This window comes from Sphingomonas molluscorum, from assembly GCF_039522995.1.
GTDB lineage: Bacteria > Pseudomonadota > Alphaproteobacteria > Sphingomonadales > Sphingomonadaceae > Sphingomonas > Sphingomonas molluscorum.
Window position 1 is genome coordinate 1 of sequence record NZ_BAAAEL010000004.1, and the last position, 16,816, is coordinate 16,816.

At 66.3% G+C, this 16,816-nt stretch carries 16 protein-coding genes and 1 tRNA gene; 6 read left to right on the forward strand and 11 right to left on the reverse strand.

The window, feature by feature from the left end:
• From ABDZ92_RS07310 to fabD, 4 genes are all read right to left on the reverse strand, one after another.
• Window positions 1–165, reverse strand: a 165-nt coding sequence (locus tag ABDZ92_RS07310; RefSeq protein ID WP_343762255.1) for a beta-ketoacyl synthase N-terminal-like domain-containing protein, incomplete at its 3' end; no start/stop codon positions are given.
• A gap of 131 nt (window positions 166–296) precedes the next feature.
• Window positions 297–533: an acyl carrier protein gene (locus tag ABDZ92_RS07315; RefSeq protein WP_125959575.1), complete on the reverse strand. Its 237-nt coding sequence runs from the start codon at window positions 531–533 to the stop codon at window positions 297–299.
• Between the two features lie 103 nt (window positions 534–636).
• The gene (gene fabG, locus ABDZ92_RS07320; RefSeq protein WP_125959574.1) at window positions 637–1,374 is read right to left on the reverse strand and encodes a 3-oxoacyl-[acyl-carrier-protein] reductase; all 738 of its coding nucleotides are present in this window, start codon (window positions 1,372–1,374) and stop codon (window positions 637–639) included.
• A gap of 14 nt (window positions 1,375–1,388) precedes the next feature.
• Window positions 1,389–2,348: an ACP S-malonyltransferase gene (fabD, locus tag ABDZ92_RS07325; protein WP_125959573.1), complete on the reverse strand. Its 960-nt coding sequence runs from the start codon at window positions 2,346–2,348 to the stop codon at window positions 1,389–1,391.
• 170 nt (window positions 2,349–2,518) lie between these two features.
• Between fabD and ABDZ92_RS07330 the strand changes: the two genes are divergently transcribed.
• From ABDZ92_RS07330 to ABDZ92_RS07350, 5 genes are all read left to right on the forward strand, one after another.
• Window positions 2,519–2,899 carry an RcnB family protein gene (locus ABDZ92_RS07330; RefSeq protein ID WP_125959572.1) on the forward strand — a complete coding sequence of 127 codons (381 nt, stop codon included), beginning with the start codon at window positions 2,519–2,521 and terminating at the stop codon, window positions 2,897–2,899.
• 171 nt (window positions 2,900–3,070) lie between these two features.
• Window positions 3,071–3,487: a 30S ribosomal protein S6 gene (rpsF, locus tag ABDZ92_RS07335; protein WP_125959571.1), complete on the forward strand. Its 417-nt coding sequence runs from the start codon at window positions 3,071–3,073 to the stop codon at window positions 3,485–3,487.
• A 12-nt stretch (window positions 3,488–3,499) separates the two neighbouring features.
• The gene (gene rpsR, locus ABDZ92_RS07340; RefSeq protein ID WP_125959570.1) at window positions 3,500–3,724 is read left to right on the forward strand and encodes a 30S ribosomal protein S18; all 225 of its coding nucleotides are present in this window, start codon (window positions 3,500–3,502) and stop codon (window positions 3,722–3,724) included.
• 12 nt (window positions 3,725–3,736) lie between these two features.
• Entirely contained in the window at window positions 3,737–4,330 is a 594-nt protein-coding gene (rplI, locus tag ABDZ92_RS07345; RefSeq protein ID WP_125959569.1) for a 50S ribosomal protein L9, read from the forward strand.
• 403 nt (window positions 4,331–4,733) lie between these two features.
• Window positions 4,734–4,808, forward strand: a tRNA-Glu gene (locus ABDZ92_RS07350).
• Between the two features lie 280 nt (window positions 4,809–5,088).
• Here the strand turns inward: ABDZ92_RS07350 and ABDZ92_RS07355 are convergent.
• From ABDZ92_RS07355 to ABDZ92_RS07380, 6 genes are all read right to left on the reverse strand, one after another.
• Window positions 5,089–6,996, reverse strand: a complete 1,908-nt coding sequence (locus tag ABDZ92_RS07355; RefSeq protein ID WP_125959568.1) for a hybrid sensor histidine kinase/response regulator — start codon at window positions 6,994–6,996, stop codon at window positions 5,089–5,091.
• 133 nt (window positions 6,997–7,129) lie between these two features.
• Window positions 7,130–8,533 carry an efflux transporter outer membrane subunit gene (locus ABDZ92_RS07360; protein ID WP_125959567.1) on the reverse strand — a complete coding sequence of 468 codons (1,404 nt, stop codon included), beginning with the start codon at window positions 8,531–8,533 and terminating at the stop codon, window positions 7,130–7,132.
• 10 nt (window positions 8,534–8,543) lie between these two features.
• A complete protein-coding gene (locus tag ABDZ92_RS07365) occupies window positions 8,544–11,732 on the reverse strand; it encodes an efflux RND transporter permease subunit (RefSeq protein WP_125959566.1) in 3,189 nt (1,062 codons plus the stop codon).
• A gap of 79 nt (window positions 11,733–11,811) precedes the next feature.
• Window positions 11,812–13,083, reverse strand: a complete 1,272-nt coding sequence (locus ABDZ92_RS07370) for an efflux RND transporter periplasmic adaptor subunit (protein ID WP_125959565.1) — start codon at window positions 13,081–13,083, stop codon at window positions 11,812–11,814.
• A complete protein-coding gene (locus ABDZ92_RS07375) occupies window positions 13,080–13,469 on the reverse strand; it encodes a hypothetical protein (RefSeq protein ID WP_272695536.1) in 390 nt (129 codons plus the stop codon). The genes ABDZ92_RS07370 and ABDZ92_RS07375 overlap by 4 nt, the downstream gene beginning before the upstream one ends.
• A gap of 311 nt (window positions 13,470–13,780) precedes the next feature.
• Window positions 13,781–14,386, reverse strand: coding sequence for a TetR/AcrR family transcriptional regulator (locus tag ABDZ92_RS07380; protein ID WP_125959563.1), 606 nt, complete (start codon window positions 14,384–14,386; stop codon window positions 13,781–13,783).
• Window positions 14,387–14,521: 135 nt separating this feature from the next.
• On the opposite strand from ABDZ92_RS07380, the gene ABDZ92_RS07385 reads away from it, so the two are divergent.
• A complete protein-coding gene (locus tag ABDZ92_RS07385) occupies window positions 14,522–15,547 on the forward strand; it encodes a lactonase family protein (protein WP_125959562.1) in 1,026 nt (341 codons plus the stop codon).
• A gap of 13 nt (window positions 15,548–15,560) precedes the next feature.
• Here the strand turns inward: ABDZ92_RS07385 and ABDZ92_RS07390 are convergent, their stop codons facing one another.
• On the reverse strand, window positions 15,561–16,760 hold the full coding sequence (locus ABDZ92_RS07390; RefSeq protein WP_125959723.1) for a multidrug effflux MFS transporter: 1,200 nt from the start codon (window positions 16,758–16,760) through the stop codon (window positions 15,561–15,563).
• Window positions 16,761–16,816 lie beyond the last annotated feature (56 nt).

Below are 16,816 nucleotides of genomic sequence, written 5' to 3' on the forward strand. Positions count from 1 at the left end.
GGCCGGCTTCACTTCACAGGCATAGTTGCTGTGGAAGTCGGTTGCGTCGAAGCGGGTGATGGTGGCGGGGCCAGACTTGCTGGCGATGATGTTCTTCCAGGCCGTTTCGACATCGGCACCCAGCGGGGTGACGAGGCCGAGCCCGGTCACGACTACGCGGCGCATGGCAACTCTCCGTCTGTGCTCTCAAATGCGAACGGCCCCCCGCCCCTCGCTTGTCGCGGCGGGACGGAGGGCCGTTCCTGATCGGCGTCAGCCGCGGCCCTGTCGCATCACTGCGACCGGACCGGCAGGGCTCAGCCCTTGTGCTCGTCGATGTAGGCGATCGCGTCCTTGACGGTCGTGATCTTCTCGGCGGCATCGTCCGGAATCTCGACACCGAACTCTTCCTCGAACGCCATGACCAGCTCGACGATGTCGAGGCTGTCCGCGCCCAGGTCGTCGATGAAGCTGGCGTCCTCGGTCACCTTCTCGGCTTCGACGCCCAGATGCTCGACGACGATCTTCTTCACGCGATCGGCGGTCTCGCTCATTCCCTGTTCCTCTTTCAAAATGCTGTAACGCGTATTCCTGAACGCACCTAGAACGGCGTCCGTTCGCTTGCAAGGGCCCCGGCGCGCCGGAGCGTGCTGGACGTCAGATCATCGCCATGCCGCCGTTGACGTGCAGGGTCTGGCCCGTGACGTAGCCCGCTTCCCGGCTGGCGAGATAGACGACGGCCGCACCGATGTCCTCGCCGGTGCCGAGGTCGCCCGCCGGGATCTTGCCCAGCAGCCCCTGCTTCTGAGCCTCGGGCAGCACGTCCGTCATGGCCGAACGGATGAAGCCCGGAGCCACGCAGTTGACGGTGATCCCGCGGCTCGCCAGTTCTTGTGCCAGCGCCTTCGACATGCCGACCAAGCCCGCCTTGGACGCGGCGTAGTTTACCTGGCCCGGGTTGCCGGTCTGCCCCACCACCGACGTGATCGAGACGATGCGTCCAAAACGGGCCTTCATCATCGGCTTCGCGGCAGCGCGCGCGAGGCGGAATGCCGCCTCCAGGTTGACGCGGATCACCTGATCCCACTCGTCGTCCTTCATCCGCATCGCCAGATTGTCACGGGTGACGCCGGCATTGTTGACGAGAATGTCGAGCTTGCCGAGCGCCTGCACCGCCTGCGGCACCAGTTGGTCCACCGCGGCGCCATCGGAGAGATTGCACGGCAGCGCCACGTGATCGCCACCCAGCTCCGCCTTGAACGCCTCGAGCTTGTCGAGGTTGGAGCCCGAGAGCGCGAGGCGCGCACCCTGCCCCGCCAGGGCCTTGGCGATTGCGGAACCGATGCCGCCCGACGCGCCGGTCACCAGCGCGGTCATGCCTGTAAGATCGAACATATTCTGATCCCTGTTCAAAGGCGCGCTACGAGCGCCTCGATATCGTCCATCGTCACGACGCTGGTCGTGGTAGCGTCGGGTGCGATCCGCTTGACCATCGGCCCCAGCACCTTGCCGCCAAGCTCCACGAAGTCGCTCACGCCGGCATCCTGCATCGCCAGCACGGATTCGCGCCAGCGCACCATGCCGGTAACCTGCTGTACCAGCGCCACGCGGATCGCACCCGGATCGGCGATCGCCACCGCATCGACATTGGCATAGACCGGCACCAGCGGTGCCCGCAGGTCGGCGTCGAGCAGCGCATTCTCCATCGCCTCTGCTGCCGGCTGCATCAGCGGGCAGTGGAACGGCGCCGAGACCGGCAGCAGCAACGCACGCTTGGCGCCCATTTCCTTGGCGAGCGCCACCGCGCGCTCGATCGCTTGGCGGTGGCCGGAGATCACCACCTGGCTCGGGTCGTTGTCGTTCGCGACGGTGGAGACGAGCTGCGGCCCACCCTCGGCCAGGATCGAATCGGCGGCAGCGCCGGCAATCGTCTGCGCCTTCTCCAGATCCACACCCAACAGCGCAGCCATGGCGCCTTCGCCCACCGGCACCGCCGCCTGCATCGCCTGTCCACGCAGCTTGAGAAGCCGGGCGGTGGTTGGGAGGTCGAACGCGCCGGCTGCACAAAGGGCGGTGTATTCGCCGAGCGAATGGCCGGCGACGAAGTCGGCCTTCTCGGCCAGGCGGACGCCGCCTTCCTTTTCCAGCACGCGCAACACCGCGATCGCGTTCGCCATGATCGCCGGCTGCGCGTTCTCGGTCAGCGTCAGTTCGTCGGCCGGGCCTTCGCTCATCAGCCGGAAGAGGTTCTGGCCGAGCGCGTCGTCGACCTCCCCGAACACCTCGCGGGCATGGGGCGAGGCGGCGGCGATCGCCGCCCCCATGCCGACAGACTGGCTCCCCTGGCCAGGAAAGATGAAAGCGCGCACGTGCCTCTCCTTGAAACGTGAGGCGCCGTTAGGCCGAGCACGAAGATGAACGCAAGCCCATGGGCCGCGACAGGTTGCGACCATTTTGCCGCACCAACGACAAACGCTTGCGACAGCCAACCCCCAGATTGCCTTCATCGCCACTGAGGGTGATGAAGGAGTAGGTTCCCATGAAGAAGTTCGTTCTCGCCGCCGTCGCTGCTTCGCTGCTCGCGACGCCCGCCATGGCCGCGCCGCAGCGTTCGGACCATGGACCGCACCGGACCGTGGAGCGGACCACCGTCGTCAACAAGCAGGTGACCCGCACGCCTCAGCGCTATTATCAGCAGCCCAGCCGCCAGCAGTATCAGAACGTCCGCAACTGGCAGCGCGGCGAACGGTTCGACAGCCGCTATGCCCGCAACTATCGCCAGATCGACTATCGCGGCAGCAGCCGGCTCTATGCTCCGCCCCGCGGCTACCAGTGGGTGCAGTCGGGCAACGATGCGGTGCTGGTCGCATTGACGAGCGGGTTGATCGGAGCCGTGATCGGCGGCGTACTTGCCAACTGATCGCAGGCGGGTTCGCCAACTAAACACCTTGCCTTTCGCCGCTTTTGCGGTACAGGCACGGGTCCTCGGGGGTGGAAGGCACGTCCTTCCGCCCTCGTTTGATTTTGGGACGACAGCCGGAGGGGCGCCGCACGGGGCGGCGTCAGCGATCGGCCAACATAGGTAAGCAGCATGGCTCTGTACGAGCATGTGTTCCTTGCGCGCCAGGATCTGGCACAGGCGCAGGTGGACCAGCTGGCGGAAACCGCCACGAAGATCATCGAAGACAACAACGGCAAGGTCGTGAAGACCGAGACCTGGGGGCTGCGTTCGCTGGCCTACCGGATCGCCAAGAACCGCAAGGCGCACTACGTCATGCTCGAGATCGACGCGCCCGCAGGCGTGGTCGCCGAGCTGGAGCGCCAGACCCAGATCAACGAGGACGTGATCCGCTTCATGACCGTCAAGGTCGACAAGCTGGAAGACGGCCCGACCGTGATGATGCGCAAGAGCGAGCGTTCGGAGCGTGGCGACCGTGGTGGTCGCGGCCGCGACCGCGACGATCGTGGTCCCCGCGAAGACCGCGGCCCGCGCCGCGAAGAAGCGTAAAGGAGCATCATCATGGCACGACCGTTTTTCCGCCGCCGCAAGAGCTGCCCCTTTTCGGGCAAGGACGCTCCCCGGATCGACTATAAGGACGTCCGTCTGCTCCAGGGCTTCGTGTCCGAGCGTGGCAAGATCGTCCCGTCGCGCATCACCTCGGTGAGCGCAAAGAAGCAGCGCGAGCTGGCCCAGGCCATCAAGCGCGCACGCCATCTGGGCCTGCTGCCCTACATCGTGAAGTAAGGAGCGCCCGACATGGACGTCATTCTGCTGGAGCGGGTCGAGAAGCTCGGCCACATCGGCGACGTGGTGAAGGTGAAGGACGGCTTTGCCCGTAACTTCCTCCTCCCGCGCAAGAAGGCGCTGCGCGCCAACGAAGCCAACCGCAAGGTCTTCGAGGCCAACCGTGAGCGCATCGAGGCCGAGAACGCCTCGCGTCGCACCGACGCACAGGCCGAAGCCAAGACGCTCGAGGGCGTTTCGGTGACCCTGATCCGCCAGGCGTCGAACACCGGCCAGCTGTACGGCTCGGTCGCGGTGCGCGACCTGGTCGAGGCGCTGGTCGCCGACGGCCACAAGGTCAACAAGGCACAGGTCGTGCTCGATCGCCCGATCAAGGCGATCGGTCTGCACGAAGTCCGCGTCGCGCTGCACCCGGAAGTCGCGGTGACCGTCAAGGTCAACGTCGCACGTTCGCCGGAAGAGGCCGACATGCAGGCGCAGGGCGTCGACGTGATGGCTGCGATGTTCGAGCAGGACACCGCCGGTTTCACCGAGGACTATGACCCCAACGCCGAGCCGGGCGAGATCGCGCGCGACGAAGCGCCGGTCGAGGGCGAAGAAGCCTAAGCCACTCGCGGCAACGCAAAACAGGAAGGGCCGCTGGGATCACCCCGGCGGCCCTTTCTTTTTGCCTTCTCCGCTGGAGCGAGCGGTCCAGGGCTCGATCAGTGCACCATCACATAGGCACTGACCACCGCCACCAGGGGCACCGAAGCGAAGACCACGGGAACGAACTTGAACATCACATCACCTACAAGGTTGTTGCTGCTTCAATGCGCGACCGAGGGAAAGGTTGCCAAAGGATGAACGGGGAGTCAGGGCTCCGCACCGGTGCAAGTTCGGCGGGACGGACCTACAAGTCACATTTTCCGCGGCCATCCCAAGTGGTTACGAAAAAGAGCTGGTGGAGCGAATTGGTTGCTTGACGTGCTCAGCCTCCGACCGTAAACGGCCACCTCACCAAGCGATTGGCCCCTTCGTCTAGCGGTTAGGACGTCGCCCTCTCACGGCGAAAACACGAGTTCGATTCTCGTAGGGGTCACCATCTTCGGCGCAAACGCCACTGCGGGTGACAAGTCTCACTAGAGGCACCAGCATCCAGCTCTCCTGACCGGATACGCGACACCCGCCGCACGGCAGGTGCCTACGGGATCATCCCATGGGCTAACGCGGACGGATTATACCCGGCACCTACCGCACCTATATCAAAGCTGGCAGACGGCGGTGGCCTGGCGAAGGTCGCGGCGCGATGAACACGCCTCTCGGCGGCCCCTGCTCAGGCGCTCACCCGCTTCCTGATCTCGCTGCGCACACGCCCTGCCCCGTCAGGCCTCTTTCTCCAGCAGCTGCTTCACTCCTGCTGCCAGGGTCTCTAGCTTGTAGGGCTTGCGGAGGATTGGAAACTCGCGCTCGTCGGCAGGGATGAACTGCTTGCTGCTGTAGCCGCTCGCGAGCAGCACCGGCAGCGAGTAGCCCAGTTCCCTGGCGCGTTGCGCCAGGTCGAGCCCGCTGAGCCTGGGCATCACGATGTCCGAGAAGATGATGTCGAACGTATCCGACTGGAGGAGCCCCAGTGCTTCCTCGCCATCGGACGCCTGGGTGACCACGCAGCCGAGGTCCTCGAGCAGCTGGCGGGCGAAATAGCGGACGTGCTCGCTGTCCTCGACCAGCAGAACCCGAAGCCCATGTGGGATCGAGATATCTCCGGCGTCACTGACGTCTTCGCGAGCGGCCTTCTCCGTACGCGGCAGAAGCATGTGCACCGCGGTTCCCACGCCCACCTGCGACTCGATGTCGACCGCGCCGCCGGACTGCGTGGCGAACCCGTGGATCTGCGAGAGGCCGAGGCCAGTCCCCTTGCCCGTAGGCTTGGTGGTGAAGAACGGCTCGAAGACGCGCTCCAACCGCTCGGGGGGAATACCCTCGCCCGTGTCGCTGATCGACAGCCGGACCATGTCGCCGCTGGGCGTCGACCAGTTGCGGGTCGAGATGGTGATGCGCCCGCCGTTCGGCATCGCGTCGCGCGCGTTCAGCACCGCGTTGAGAAGCGCCGTTTCGAGGCCCGTGGGATCGATCTCGACCCGCCAAAGCGCCGGAAACAGGTCCAGCTGCAGGTCGTACTGGCTCCCCAGCGTGCGCTGGAGCATCTCGCCCAGCGCATCCAGGCGCACGCTCAGGTCGATCACCTCCGGCTCCAGCGGCTGGCGCCGGGCAAAGGCAAGAAGCTGCGAGGTGAGGCTCGTCGCCCGCTCGGCGGTTTCCAGCATCACATGCAAATAGCGGCTGCGCTTTCCGACGGGCAGATCCGGCTGCCGCAAGAGGAAGTCGGCGGCGCCGCGCATGACGGTCATCAGATTGTTGAAGTCGTGCGCGATGCCCCCTGCCAGCTCCCCCAGCGCCTGAAGCTTCTGCGACTGGAGCAGGGCAGCCTGGGTCTGTCGCAGTTCGTCGCTTGCACGAACCTTCTCGCTGATGTCGCGCGTGATCTTCGCGAAGCCGACGTGCTGGCCGGCACCGTTGTAGATCGGATCGATCACCACGTGCGCCCAGAACAGCGAACCGTCCTTCCGGACCCGCTGCGCCTCGGCCTCGAACTTGCCTTCGCCCAGAGCGGTGGCCAAGGCTGCCGCCGGCGCACCGCGGGCGCGGTCCTCTTCGGTGTAGAAGCGTGAGAAATGCTGGCCCAGCACTTCCGCTTCCTCATACCCCTTGATCGCCCGTGCACCCGAATTCCAGCTCGTGATCCGGCCGCTGCGATCCAGCATGTAGATCGCATAGTCGCGCACGCCCTGGACGAGCAGGCGGAACTGGAGTTCACTGTCGTACGTCGCGCGCTCTAGCCGGCGCTTTTCGGTGATGTCGCGCGTGATCTTGGCATAGCCGAGCAACGTCCCGTTCTCGGCTCGGATCGGATCGAGCACGGCATGCGCCCAGAATTGCCCGCCGTCCTTGCGGACGCGCCATCCTTCGGCTTCGAACCGGCCTTCGCGGGCAGCGATCCGAAGCGCCCGCCCCGGCAGATCCGCCTTGCGATCCTCCGAGGTGAAGAAGCGCGAGAAATGCTGGCCGACGATCTCGTCGGGGGAATAGCCCTTGAAGCGTTCGGCACCGGCGTTCCAGGTGACGATATGGCCTTCCGGATCGAGCATGTAGATCGCGTAGTCGGTGACGGACTGTACCAGCAGCTCGAACCGGCGGTTCGCAACATGATCCTCAAACGCCGATGCGGCCATTCCAAATCCTAAGCATCACCACCGCCCCCGAACCCGAGTGCTTGCAGCCAAATCGGTCACGAAATCAAGCTCGTTACGCAGCCGCATGCATCCGTGGTTCGGCAGGATTTGCAAATGGCGTCGGACTACGCAGTCATGCGGCTTCTTCATTTTGCCAGCCCCCGCCCAGGGCGCGGAAGAGATCGACCTGGGCGTCGGCGATGAAGGCGTCGGCGTTCGCCAGCGCGGCTTCCGCATCGGCAAAGGTGCGTTCCGCATCGAGGAGTGCGAGAGAGTCGATGTCGCCCTCGCGCTGCCGCGCCCGCGCGATGTTTACGGCGGCTTCCGCTTCATTGCGCGCGGCCTGGAGTGCCGTCCGCCGGTCCAGCGCATTGGCGTAGGCCGAGAGCGCCGTCTCCGTCTCTTGCAGTGCCCGGAGGACGGAGCCGTCGAAGTCTGCTAGGGCCTCCCGGCTTTCCGCCTCGGCGGCCGCCACACGGGCCCGCGCGGGTCCCGGGTTCACCGCCCAGTTCAGCAAGCCTCCCACCAGCCACCGCAACGGCCCCGCACCGAAGACGTCGCCGATATCCGTGCCGGTCGAACCTCCGGACGCTCCGAGGGTGATCCGCGGATACAGGTCCGCGGTCGCCACGCCGATCCGCGCGGTCGCGGCGGCGAGCCTTCGCTCTGCTGCGCGGACGTCCGGACGCCTGGCGAGCAGTGCAGCTCCGTCGCCCACCGGGATCGGCTGGTTCAGCCGCAGCGTGGACGTCCGCGCCGCAGCCACCGGCGGAAGATCGGCGGGGGCGCGGCCAGTCAGCAGGGCCAGACGGAACAGCGCGGCGTCGCGCTCGGCACGGAGCGTGGGAACCTGCGCCTGACGCTCATTCCGCAGAGCGCCGATCCGCGCTGTGTCGAGCCGCGTTCCTTCGCCGACGCTGCGACGCCGTTCGGTCAGGTCGAGCGACTGGTCGAGCAGTCGCACGATGTGCTCGGCAACCTTCATCCGTTCCGCGGCAGACGCGGCATCGGCATAGGCACGGGTGGTCTCGGCAACCACCGCCACGCGGACCGCTTCTGCATCGGCAACTGCGGCGCCGACATCGCCTCTCGATGCCTCCACATTGCGCGAGAGGCGTCCGAACAAGTCGGCCTCATAGCTCACGTTCAGACCCGCATCGATTTGCCAGTTCTCGCGGGACATTCCGGGGACCCGCTGCATTTCGGGCGTCCGTCCGTAGTTCGCGCCCGCACCCAGGGTGGCCTGGGGAAGCTGGTTCGCGCGGGCCCCGCGCAAGAGCGCCCGCGCACGCTCCACGCGGGCGGCGGCGGCTCGAACATCCGTGTTGGCCGCCAGGGCGTCCGCGACGAGCTGGTCCAGCACGGGATCATCGTAGAGCCGCCACCAATCGCCCTTCACCGGCTCCGGCGTGACGACGGCGCTTGCGGCGACAAAGCTGCCGCCTGCACTTTGCGGATGATTGGGTGCCGCATGGTCGGGACCTGCGGCGCAGGCGGCAAGCGCCAGCGCCGAGGTGGTGATCAGGATCGAACGCATCGGGCCCTCCTTATTCAGCGGGCTGGAAGTGAGGTGCGGCGTCACGGTCGGCAGCCTTGCGAGAGCGAAGGCGGGCGATGCGATCGCCCAGCGCGCGGCACACGACGTAGAAGGTCGGGGTGAACAGCAGGCCGAAGGCAGTCACGCCCATCATCCCGAAGAACACCGCCGTCCCCAGCGCCTGGCGGAGCTCCGCGCCGGCCCCGCTCGCGATCAGCAACGGCACGGCTCCCAGGATGAAGGCGAACGAGGTCATCAGGATCGGCCGCAGGCGGTCATGTGCGGCGCGAACCGCTGCCTCCACGGTCGAGAGGCCGTCCTGCTCCTCCGCCTGCTTTGCGAACTCCACCACCAGGATGGCGTTCTTGGCGGCCAGCGCGATCAGCACCACCAACCCGATCTGGGTCAGGACGTTATTGTCCATTCCTCGCAGATTGACGCCCGCCATGGCGGCCAGAAGGCACATGGGCACGATCAGGATGATCGCCAGCGGCATCGTCAGGCTTTCATACTGCGCCGCGAGCGCCAGGAAGACGAACAGCACGGCCAGCGCAAACACCAGGCCTGCTGTGCTGCCGGCCATCTTCTGCTGGAACGCAATGCCGGTCCACTCGGCTTCGTAGCCCGGTGGCAACTCGCTCGCGAGCTTCTCCATCGTGAGCAGCGACCGGCCGGAACTGTATCCCGGTGCGGTGTCGCCATCGACCTCCACCGCGGGGAAGAGGTTGTAGCGCGTCACCCGATACGGGCCGGTCTTGTTCTCGAAGGTGGAGACGGAGCCGATCGGCACCATCGCCCCGGAGTTCGAGCGCGTCTTCAGGTTGGCGATGTCCGCTTCGGTGGTGCGGAACGGTGCATCGGCCTGAGCGGTGACGCGATATGTGCGACCCAACATGTTGAAGTCGTTGACGAAGGCCGAACCGAGATAGACGTTCAGCGCCTCGAACACCCGCTCCGGTGGCACGCCCAGCAGGTCCGCCTTCCGCCGATCAATATCGGCGAAAACGCGCGGGGTGGCCGTGTTGAAGAAGGTATAGACCTGCTGCAGGCCCTCGGTCTGATTCGCCTTGCCGATCAGATCGAACGCCGTCTTGCCCAGTTCGGCATAGCCGTGCTCGCCACGATCCTCGATCATCATGCGATAGCCACCGGCCGATCCGATACCCTGGATGAGCGGCGGCGGCACGACGAGCAGCATCGCCTCATTGATGTCGGCCGTACGCTTGCGCGCCTCGTCCATGATGCCGGCGTAGGTGACGCCCAGCTTCTTGCGCTCTTCGAAGGACTGCAGCGGGACATAGGCGGCCGCGCTGTTCGGCGCGAGCGTCTGCGACGGTCCATCGAATCCGGCGAGCATCACCGATCCCTTCACGCCCTTGATGGGCAGGATGCGGGCCACGACCTTGCGCATCACCTCATCCGTGCGCTCAAGCGAGGAGCCCGGCGGCAGCTGGATGACCGTCAGGAAGTAGCCCTGGTCCTGCGCCGGGATGAAGCCGACCGGCGTCACCCAGAACATGGCGACCGTTGCCGCGATCAGTCCCGCATAGGTCACCATCATGCGCTTCGGACGCGTGACCAGCACCCGGGTCAGGCGGCTGTAGCCGTGGCTCAAGCGATCGAAGCCCCGGTTGAAGGCGTCCGCCGCGCGGCTGGTGATCCGCCCGATGCGACCCTTGGGCTCTCCCTCATGCCCGGTCAGCAGCACCGCGGCGAGGGCGGGTGAAAGGGTGAGCGACACCAGCAGCGAGATTGCCGTCGCGACGGAGATCGTGACCGCGAACTGCTTGTAGAAGGCACCCGAAAGCCCGTTGAGGAACAGCGTCGGCAGGAACACCGCCAGCAGCACCAGCACGATGGCAACCAGCGCGCCGGACACTTCGTCCATGGACGTGCGCGCCGCCTCGAGCGGGGACATGCCGCGCGACAGGTTGCGCTCGACATTCTCCACGACGACGATCGCGTCGTCCACGACGATGCCGATCGCCAGCACCAGGCCGAACAGCGAAAGATTGTTGAGCGAGTAGCCGAGCGGCAGCAGCACCGCCATCGTGCCGATCAGCGACACGGGGATGGCAACCACCGGGATGATCGCCGCGCGCCACTTCTGCAGGAACACGATCACGACCAGCACGACCAGCAACACCGCCTCGCCGAGCGTGTGGTAGACCGCGTCGATCGACTGGGAGATGAACTCAGTCGGATTGTAGATGACGCGGTATTCCAAACCCTTGGGGAAGTCCTTTGACATCGCCTCGAGCTCGTCCTGCACCGCCGTTGCGGCGGCAAGGGCGTTCGATCCCGGACGCTGGAACACGCCGAGAATGACGGTCGGCTGGTTCGACAGGTAGGTGTTGGACGAATAGTCGGCGGCGCCGAGCTCGACCCGCGCCACGTCGCTCACGCGCACCTGGCGCCCATCGTTGTCGGTGCGGATGACCACCCGCCCGAACTCTGCCGGGTCCTTCAGGCGACCCTGCGTCTCGATGTTGAGCTGGAACGCGTTGCCAGTGGGAGTAGAGCCGGGCTGACCAAGCGTCCCGGCGGCGACCTGGATGTTCTGCGCGCGCAACGCCTGGACGATGTCGCCCGCCGTCAGGTTCAGCGCCGCGGCCCGGCCCGGATCGATCCAGACGCGCATCGCGAAGTCGCGTGCGCCGAACATCCGCACATCGCCCACGCCCTCAATACGCGCCAGCCGGTCCTTGACCTGGGTAAGCGCGTAGTTGGAGATATAGCTGCGATCGACCGAATTGTCGGGGGAGATCAGGTTGACGACCATCAGGAAGTCCGGCGTGGTCTTCCGCGTCACGACACCAAGGCGCTGCACTTCTTCGGGCAGACGCGGCACGGCGACTGCGACGCGGTTCTGCACCAGCACCTGCGCGGCATCGAGGTTGGTGCCGGACTTGAAGGTGACGGTAATCGTCACATTGCCGTCGCCGGTCGACTGCGACGACTGGTACAGCATGTCGTCGACGCCGTTGATCTCCTGCTCGATGGGCGCAGCAACGGTTTCGGCGACGGTCTCGGCCGAGGCGCCAGGATAGCTCGCCGTGACCGTGACGGTCGGCGGCACGATGTCCGGGTACTGGGAAATCGGAAGCGCCAGATAGGCGATCGCACCGATGATCGTGATCACGATCGCGATGACGGCCGCGAAGATCGGGCGCGTGATGAAGAACCGCGAGAGGCGCATGGGGCCACTCCTCGTGCAAGAGATCAGAAACTGGGGGTGTCAGCCGCCGGGTGTTGGGGGCGTCCCGGCGGCTGACGGGTCACCGGGCGAAGGTTGCCTCGCCCGTGACCGGTGCCGTGAAGGTGGGTTGCTGCGCGGATGCATCGGGCGCGATCCTGCCGGGCTTCGGCTGAACCTTGGCACCAGGCATGGCCATTTGCGTGCCTGCGATCACCACCTTGTCCTGAGGCGTGAGGCCGGAGCGGATGATGCGCAGGCCGTCGACCACCGGTCCGAGCACAACCGGCTTGGGAGCAACCGTTCCGTCCGCGCCCACGGTGAGCACGAGCTTGCGCGCCTGGTCGGTCTGGATCGCCGCATCCGGGACCATCAACGCGCGCGTCGTTCCGCCGGCAGACAGCCGCATGTTGCCGAACATCCCAGGCGTCAGGAACAGCCCCGGGTTGCTCAGAACCGCACGCCCCCGGATCGTGCCCGATCGTGGATCGAGCCCGTTGTCGGTGAAGTCCAGCCGCCCCTTCCACTTATAGTCCGCCTCGTCCTGAAGCCGGATCTCGACCGGCGACGCGGCCGCACCCGCCTCCCGTGCGCGTTTGGTCTTGAGGAACAGCGCCTCGGAACCGTCAAACGTGAAGTAGATCGGGTCCAGCGCGTTGATCGTCGTCAGAAGCGAGCCGCCCTGCCCCTCTCCGGCCGCGACCAGATTACCCGGATCGACGCGGCGGTCCGAAATGCGACCTGAGATCGGGGCTCGTACCTGCGTGAATTCCACGTCCAGAGCGCGGCTTCGCACCCGAGCCTGTCCTGCGGCGACGGCGGCAGTCGCAGCGCGAACGCGCGCCTGCAACCGCTCGAGATCGCTTCTGGAGACGGCGTCCACGGTGACCAGCCGCTCTGCGCGGCCGAGATCCGCACGCGCGAGCGCAAGGTCGCTCTCCGCACTGGCGAGGCCGGCGCGTGCCTCCGCAAGCGCGGCGGTGAAGGGCCGAGGATCGATGGTGAAGAGCAGTTGCCCCTTGTGAACGACGGCCCCATCCGTGAAGTGCACGCCCGTGATCGCCCCGGCGACGCGCGGCCGGACCTCGACCGCGCGGCTCGCCTCGAACCGGCCGACGTAGTCGTCCCACTCGTTGATGTCGCGGACCAACGGCGCGGCCACGGTGACCACCGGCGGCGGTGGAGCAGCGGGCGCGGCAGGCGCGCCCTTGAAGGCGATGCCGGTGCTGCCGACCACCAGCGCGATCGGAAGGGCTATGACGCCCGCGCGCTGCCAGAAGGGCAAGCGGCGGAAGCGCTTCGCGAGACCTGCTCGCGAAGCTTCTTCGGTCTCAACTCGGGAAATCATGTTCATCGGGTACGCCTTCCCTGGTTCAGGGCTGAGCGGCCGCGGCTGATGCTGTCGAGCAGGGTTTCGTACTGCTCGTGCGTGAAGCCGGCCTGGTGGAATGCACGAATTTCATGGCGGGGAACGGCATCGCCGTGATGCCACGCAAGTACGGACATCCGACGCAGCGCCTCCAGGCGCGGATCCGCGAGCCGGGCGCTTCCGCTCTGGTTGCCGAAGACGGTGCCGAAGGCGATCGACAGCCGGCCCGGTGTCGCCAGGCTGGACAATCGGTCCTTCTGCGCGATCGCCACGACCGACCACTCGAGTGCCGAGAAGCCGACGTCGCCCACGACGGCGGGCACATCGACCGGCGCAGCAACGGGAGCACCCTGCAATTCGGTGAAGTTCATATACGCCATCACTCGTCTCCTCCTGCCGGACCGAGCTAGGGCGCACGCCCTCGCGCCGCGCGGAACGCCTCCGCCGGCCTGCCGGTCTTTGTCATTCAAGGGCACGACCCGGCCTGTCGCGCAGGAGGGGTCCTGCGGCGTCGCGTCCGGTTCGTTGGTTTAATTTGCTGAAGTCGCCGTCGGGGTTGGTCCCCGCTCGACGCTGCCTTTATCTTCTATACCGCCCAGTATAGAAACGCGGAGGCGACGGTCAAGAGCCTTTTCATACCGTACGGTATTTTTTGCAAGCGCGTAATGAGAACTCGACCGGCTTACGCCTCCGGCCACATCGCGAGACTGGTATCGATCAGCGCCTTCAGGTCCTGGCACGAGGCACCAGCCCCGCCCTGAACCGCCAATCCCTGCATGATCGCGGTGAGATAGCTGGTCAGCCCGACGGCATCGGTATCCGGTGGCAAGTCGCCTTCTGCCTTCGCCCGCTCGAACCGATCGATCAGTCCCTGTTTGGCGACTCGGCCGCGATGGATCACCTCCGCCCGGATCGACTCGGCCTCCGCACCGCAGGCGACGGCGTTGATCACGCCCATGCAGCCCTTCGGATCGGAATTGCTCATCTGCATTTCCAACGCACTGCGCAGCAGATGCTCGGCCACCTTCCGAGCCGTCGGCTCCTTCAGCGCCTCGCCGATGTAGTCGAGCTTCTCGCGTTCGTAGAGGTCGAGCGCCATCTTGAAGAGCGCTTCCTTGTTGCCAAACGCCGCGTACAGGCTGGGACGCGTGATCCCCATCGCCTCGGTGAGGTCGGTAAGCGACGCGCCCTCGTAGCCCTTGCTCCAGAACACCCGCAGCGCGGCGGCGAGCGCCGTGTCGGCACAGAACTCGCGCGGACGACCCTTTGCGGAACAGCAAGCTTTCATAATGGTCGGTACATAATGGGTGCGCCGGAGAAATCCAGCGCCTTCCGCGGAAAAGCCCTTCGCGGCCATAAAGGGGAACCGATACGGACCTGCCGCCTTTGACCTGAAGAGGCCGCCAGCAAGTCGGAGAGGACAATGGACGAAGCTCGTGGACTCGTATTTGCGGCCGGCTATGCGGAGCCGGGCGCACGCGGGCTCTATCCGCTCACGATCACGGGCGAAGGCCTGACGGCAGGCCCGGCGCTTGCCGCGTACGTCAACGTCTCCGCAGGCATACGTCGGCCGGGCTCCGGGCTTTGGTATCTCGTCGACGAGAAGGCGGGCCGGGTGGTGCTTGCGGACGCCGATGCAGACTGGCGTGAGGTCGCCTCCGTATCGTCGGGCGGCGATGGTCCGTGTCACCTGGCGCTCGACGCTTCCGGTCGGCTGCTCGCGATCGCCAACTACGCGAGCGGGACGGTTGCGATGTACCGCCTCGATCCGGAGGGCCTGCCTTCCGGCCCGCCGGCCATCCACCAGAACGAGGGTCAGGGGCCGAATGTCGAGCGCCAGGAAGGGCCACATGCCCATTGGGTCGGCTTCGCCGCCGACGGACGGCTCTATGTCGCAGACTTGGGGACCGACCAGGTCCTTGCGTTCCCGACCCATGGCGCGACAGGCGCTTTGGGCGAGCCCAGCATCGCCCATGTCGCGCCACCGGGTTCGGGTCCGCGCCAGCTGGCGTTCCACCCCACCCTGCCGATTGCGTTCCTGGTGAGCGAACTCACGTCGACCTTGACCGTTCTCGGGATGAAAGAAAGCGGCGCACTTTCAGCGCAGCGCATCCTCTCCACTCTGCCGGCGGACGCAGCACCGGGCAGTCTCGGCGGCGCCGTTGCGCTCGACGCGGCGGGAACGCGCCTCTACGTCAGCAATCGCGGCCACGACAGCGTGGCAAGCTTCGCCATTGATCCAGAGGGTGAGGTCACGCTACTCGGGCACACCCCCAGCGGCGGCGCCTCCCCCCGCTTCCTGCTGCTACTCGAAGACCAGCTGCTCGTGGCGCATGAAAAGACCGGCGGCGTTACGATCCTCCCGCTCGACGGGACCGGACGTCCGAAGCTCGCGGTTGGCCGGGCGGACGTGCCCGGCGCAGCATTCCTCGGCGTGTGGCGCCCGTAGAGCGGCCAGCGCCCTACTGCGCGGGCAGGCGCGGACGGAACAACTGCCCGCCTTCGATCACATAGATGATCGCAATCAGGGCGAGGCCAATCCCAAGATAGCCGACTGCCAGCGGCAGGGTCGTCCCGCTGTACGACTGGCCGATCACCAGGCTCACGACGACCGCCCCCAGGCTCGTGATGAAGCCCTGCAGCGACGACGCCGTGCCGGCGATGTGGCCGACCGGCTCCATCGCCATCGCGCCGAAGTTGGAGCCGCACAGGCCGATGCAGGTCATGCTCAAAGCCTGGAACACGATGTAGCTCGTCAGTGTCTCCAGCCCGGCCTCGATCACGACGACATGGATGACGGACAGGGTAATGAGCGCGAGCACGGCGGATTGAGAGATGAGCCGCGTGCCCAGCCGCTCCACCAGCCGGCTGTTCGCAAAGGAAGCGACGCCCATGGCGAAGGCGCACAGCGCGAACAGCAGCGTGAAACGATCGCCTGCGCCGAACTCATCGACGAAGATCTGCTGGGCCGAGGATACGAACGCAAGGATGCCACCAAAGGTCAGCGAAGCGGCGATCGCATAGCCGATCGAGAAACGGTTGGTGAGGGTCAGCCGGTAGCTCTCGCGGAGAGCGGCGAGCGAAATCGGTACCCGCCGCGCGAGCGGCAGCGTCTCCGGCAGCCGGACCAGCGTCCAGGCGAGCACCACCGCGGCAAAGGCGCCCAGCGCGTAGAAGATGAAGCGCCAGGGCCCGAAGGCGAGCAGCGCCTGCCCCAGCGTGGGTGCCAGGATGGGCACCAGGAAGAAGATCATCTGGGCGATCGACATGGTGCGCGCCATCTGGCGCCCGGATGCCCCGTCGCGAACAATGGCGACTGCCAGCACGCGGGTGGAGGCGGACATCAGCCCCTGAAGCAAGCGCGCCCCAAGCAGGCCCACAAAGGTCACCGAGCCTGCGGCGAAGATGGCCGCGGCGACAAAGCCCGCCAAGGTGCCCACCAGGATGGGCTTGCGTCCGAAGCGGTCGGCAAGCGGGCCATAGACCAGCTGCCCGGCGCCGAAGCCCAGCATATAGGCGGTGACGATCCACTGGCGATGGTTCGGCGTGCTCACCGACAGGTCGCGGCCGATGTCTGCAAGCGCGGGCAGCATCAGGTCGACGCCCAGCGCGTTGACCGCCATGACCGCCGCGATGAAGGCGACGAACTCTCGCGGGTGCATGCCGGCGGGTGCGGGATGAGGCTTCATGCGGGTGCCTATCGACGAGGCGAACGCGA

What these genes read in the sequence shown, in the direction of transcription:
- ABDZ92_RS07315 (WP_125959575.1), bottom strand. Translation starts at nt 533, where the DNA reads ATGAGCGAGACCGCCGATCGCGTGAAGAAGATCGTCGTCGAGCATCTG.
- fabG (WP_125959574.1), bottom strand. Translation starts at nt 1,374, where the DNA reads ATGTTCGATCTTACAGGCATGACCGCGCTGGTGACCGGCGCGTCGGGC.
- ABDZ92_RS07330 (WP_125959572.1), top strand. Translation starts at nt 2,519, where the DNA reads ATGAAGAAGTTCGTTCTCGCCGCCGTCGCTGCTTCGCTGCTCGCGACG.
- rpsF (WP_125959571.1), top strand. Translation starts at nt 3,071, where the DNA reads ATGGCTCTGTACGAGCATGTGTTCCTTGCGCGCCAGGATCTGGCACAG.
- rpsR (WP_125959570.1), top strand. Translation starts at nt 3,500, where the DNA reads ATGGCACGACCGTTTTTCCGCCGCCGCAAGAGCTGCCCCTTTTCGGGC.
- rplI (WP_125959569.1), top strand. Translation starts at nt 3,737, where the DNA reads ATGGACGTCATTCTGCTGGAGCGGGTCGAGAAGCTCGGCCACATCGGC.
- ABDZ92_RS07355 (WP_125959568.1), bottom strand. Translation starts at nt 6,996, where the DNA reads ATGGCCGCATCGGCGTTTGAGGATCATGTTGCGAACCGCCGGTTCGAG.
- ABDZ92_RS07360 (WP_125959567.1), bottom strand. Translation starts at nt 8,533, where the DNA reads ATGCGTTCGATCCTGATCACCACCTCGGCGCTGGCGCTTGCCGCCTGC.
- ABDZ92_RS07365 (WP_125959566.1), bottom strand. Translation starts at nt 11,732, where the DNA reads ATGCGCCTCTCGCGGTTCTTCATCACGCGCCCGATCTTCGCGGCCGTC.
- ABDZ92_RS07370 (WP_125959565.1), bottom strand. Translation starts at nt 13,083, where the DNA reads ATGAACATGATTTCCCGAGTTGAGACCGAAGAAGCTTCGCGAGCAGGT.
- ABDZ92_RS07375 (WP_272695536.1), bottom strand. Translation starts at nt 13,469, where the DNA reads ATGAACTTCACCGAATTGCAGGGTGCTCCCGTTGCTGCGCCGGTCGAT.
- ABDZ92_RS07380 (WP_125959563.1), bottom strand. Translation starts at nt 14,386, where the DNA reads ATGAAAGCTTGCTGTTCCGCAAAGGGTCGTCCGCGCGAGTTCTGTGCC.
- ABDZ92_RS07385 (WP_125959562.1), top strand. Translation starts at nt 14,522, where the DNA reads ATGGACGAAGCTCGTGGACTCGTATTTGCGGCCGGCTATGCGGAGCCG.
- ABDZ92_RS07390 (WP_125959723.1), bottom strand. Translation starts at nt 16,760, where the DNA reads ATGCACCCGCGAGAGTTCGTCGCCTTCATCGCGGCGGTCATGGCGGTC.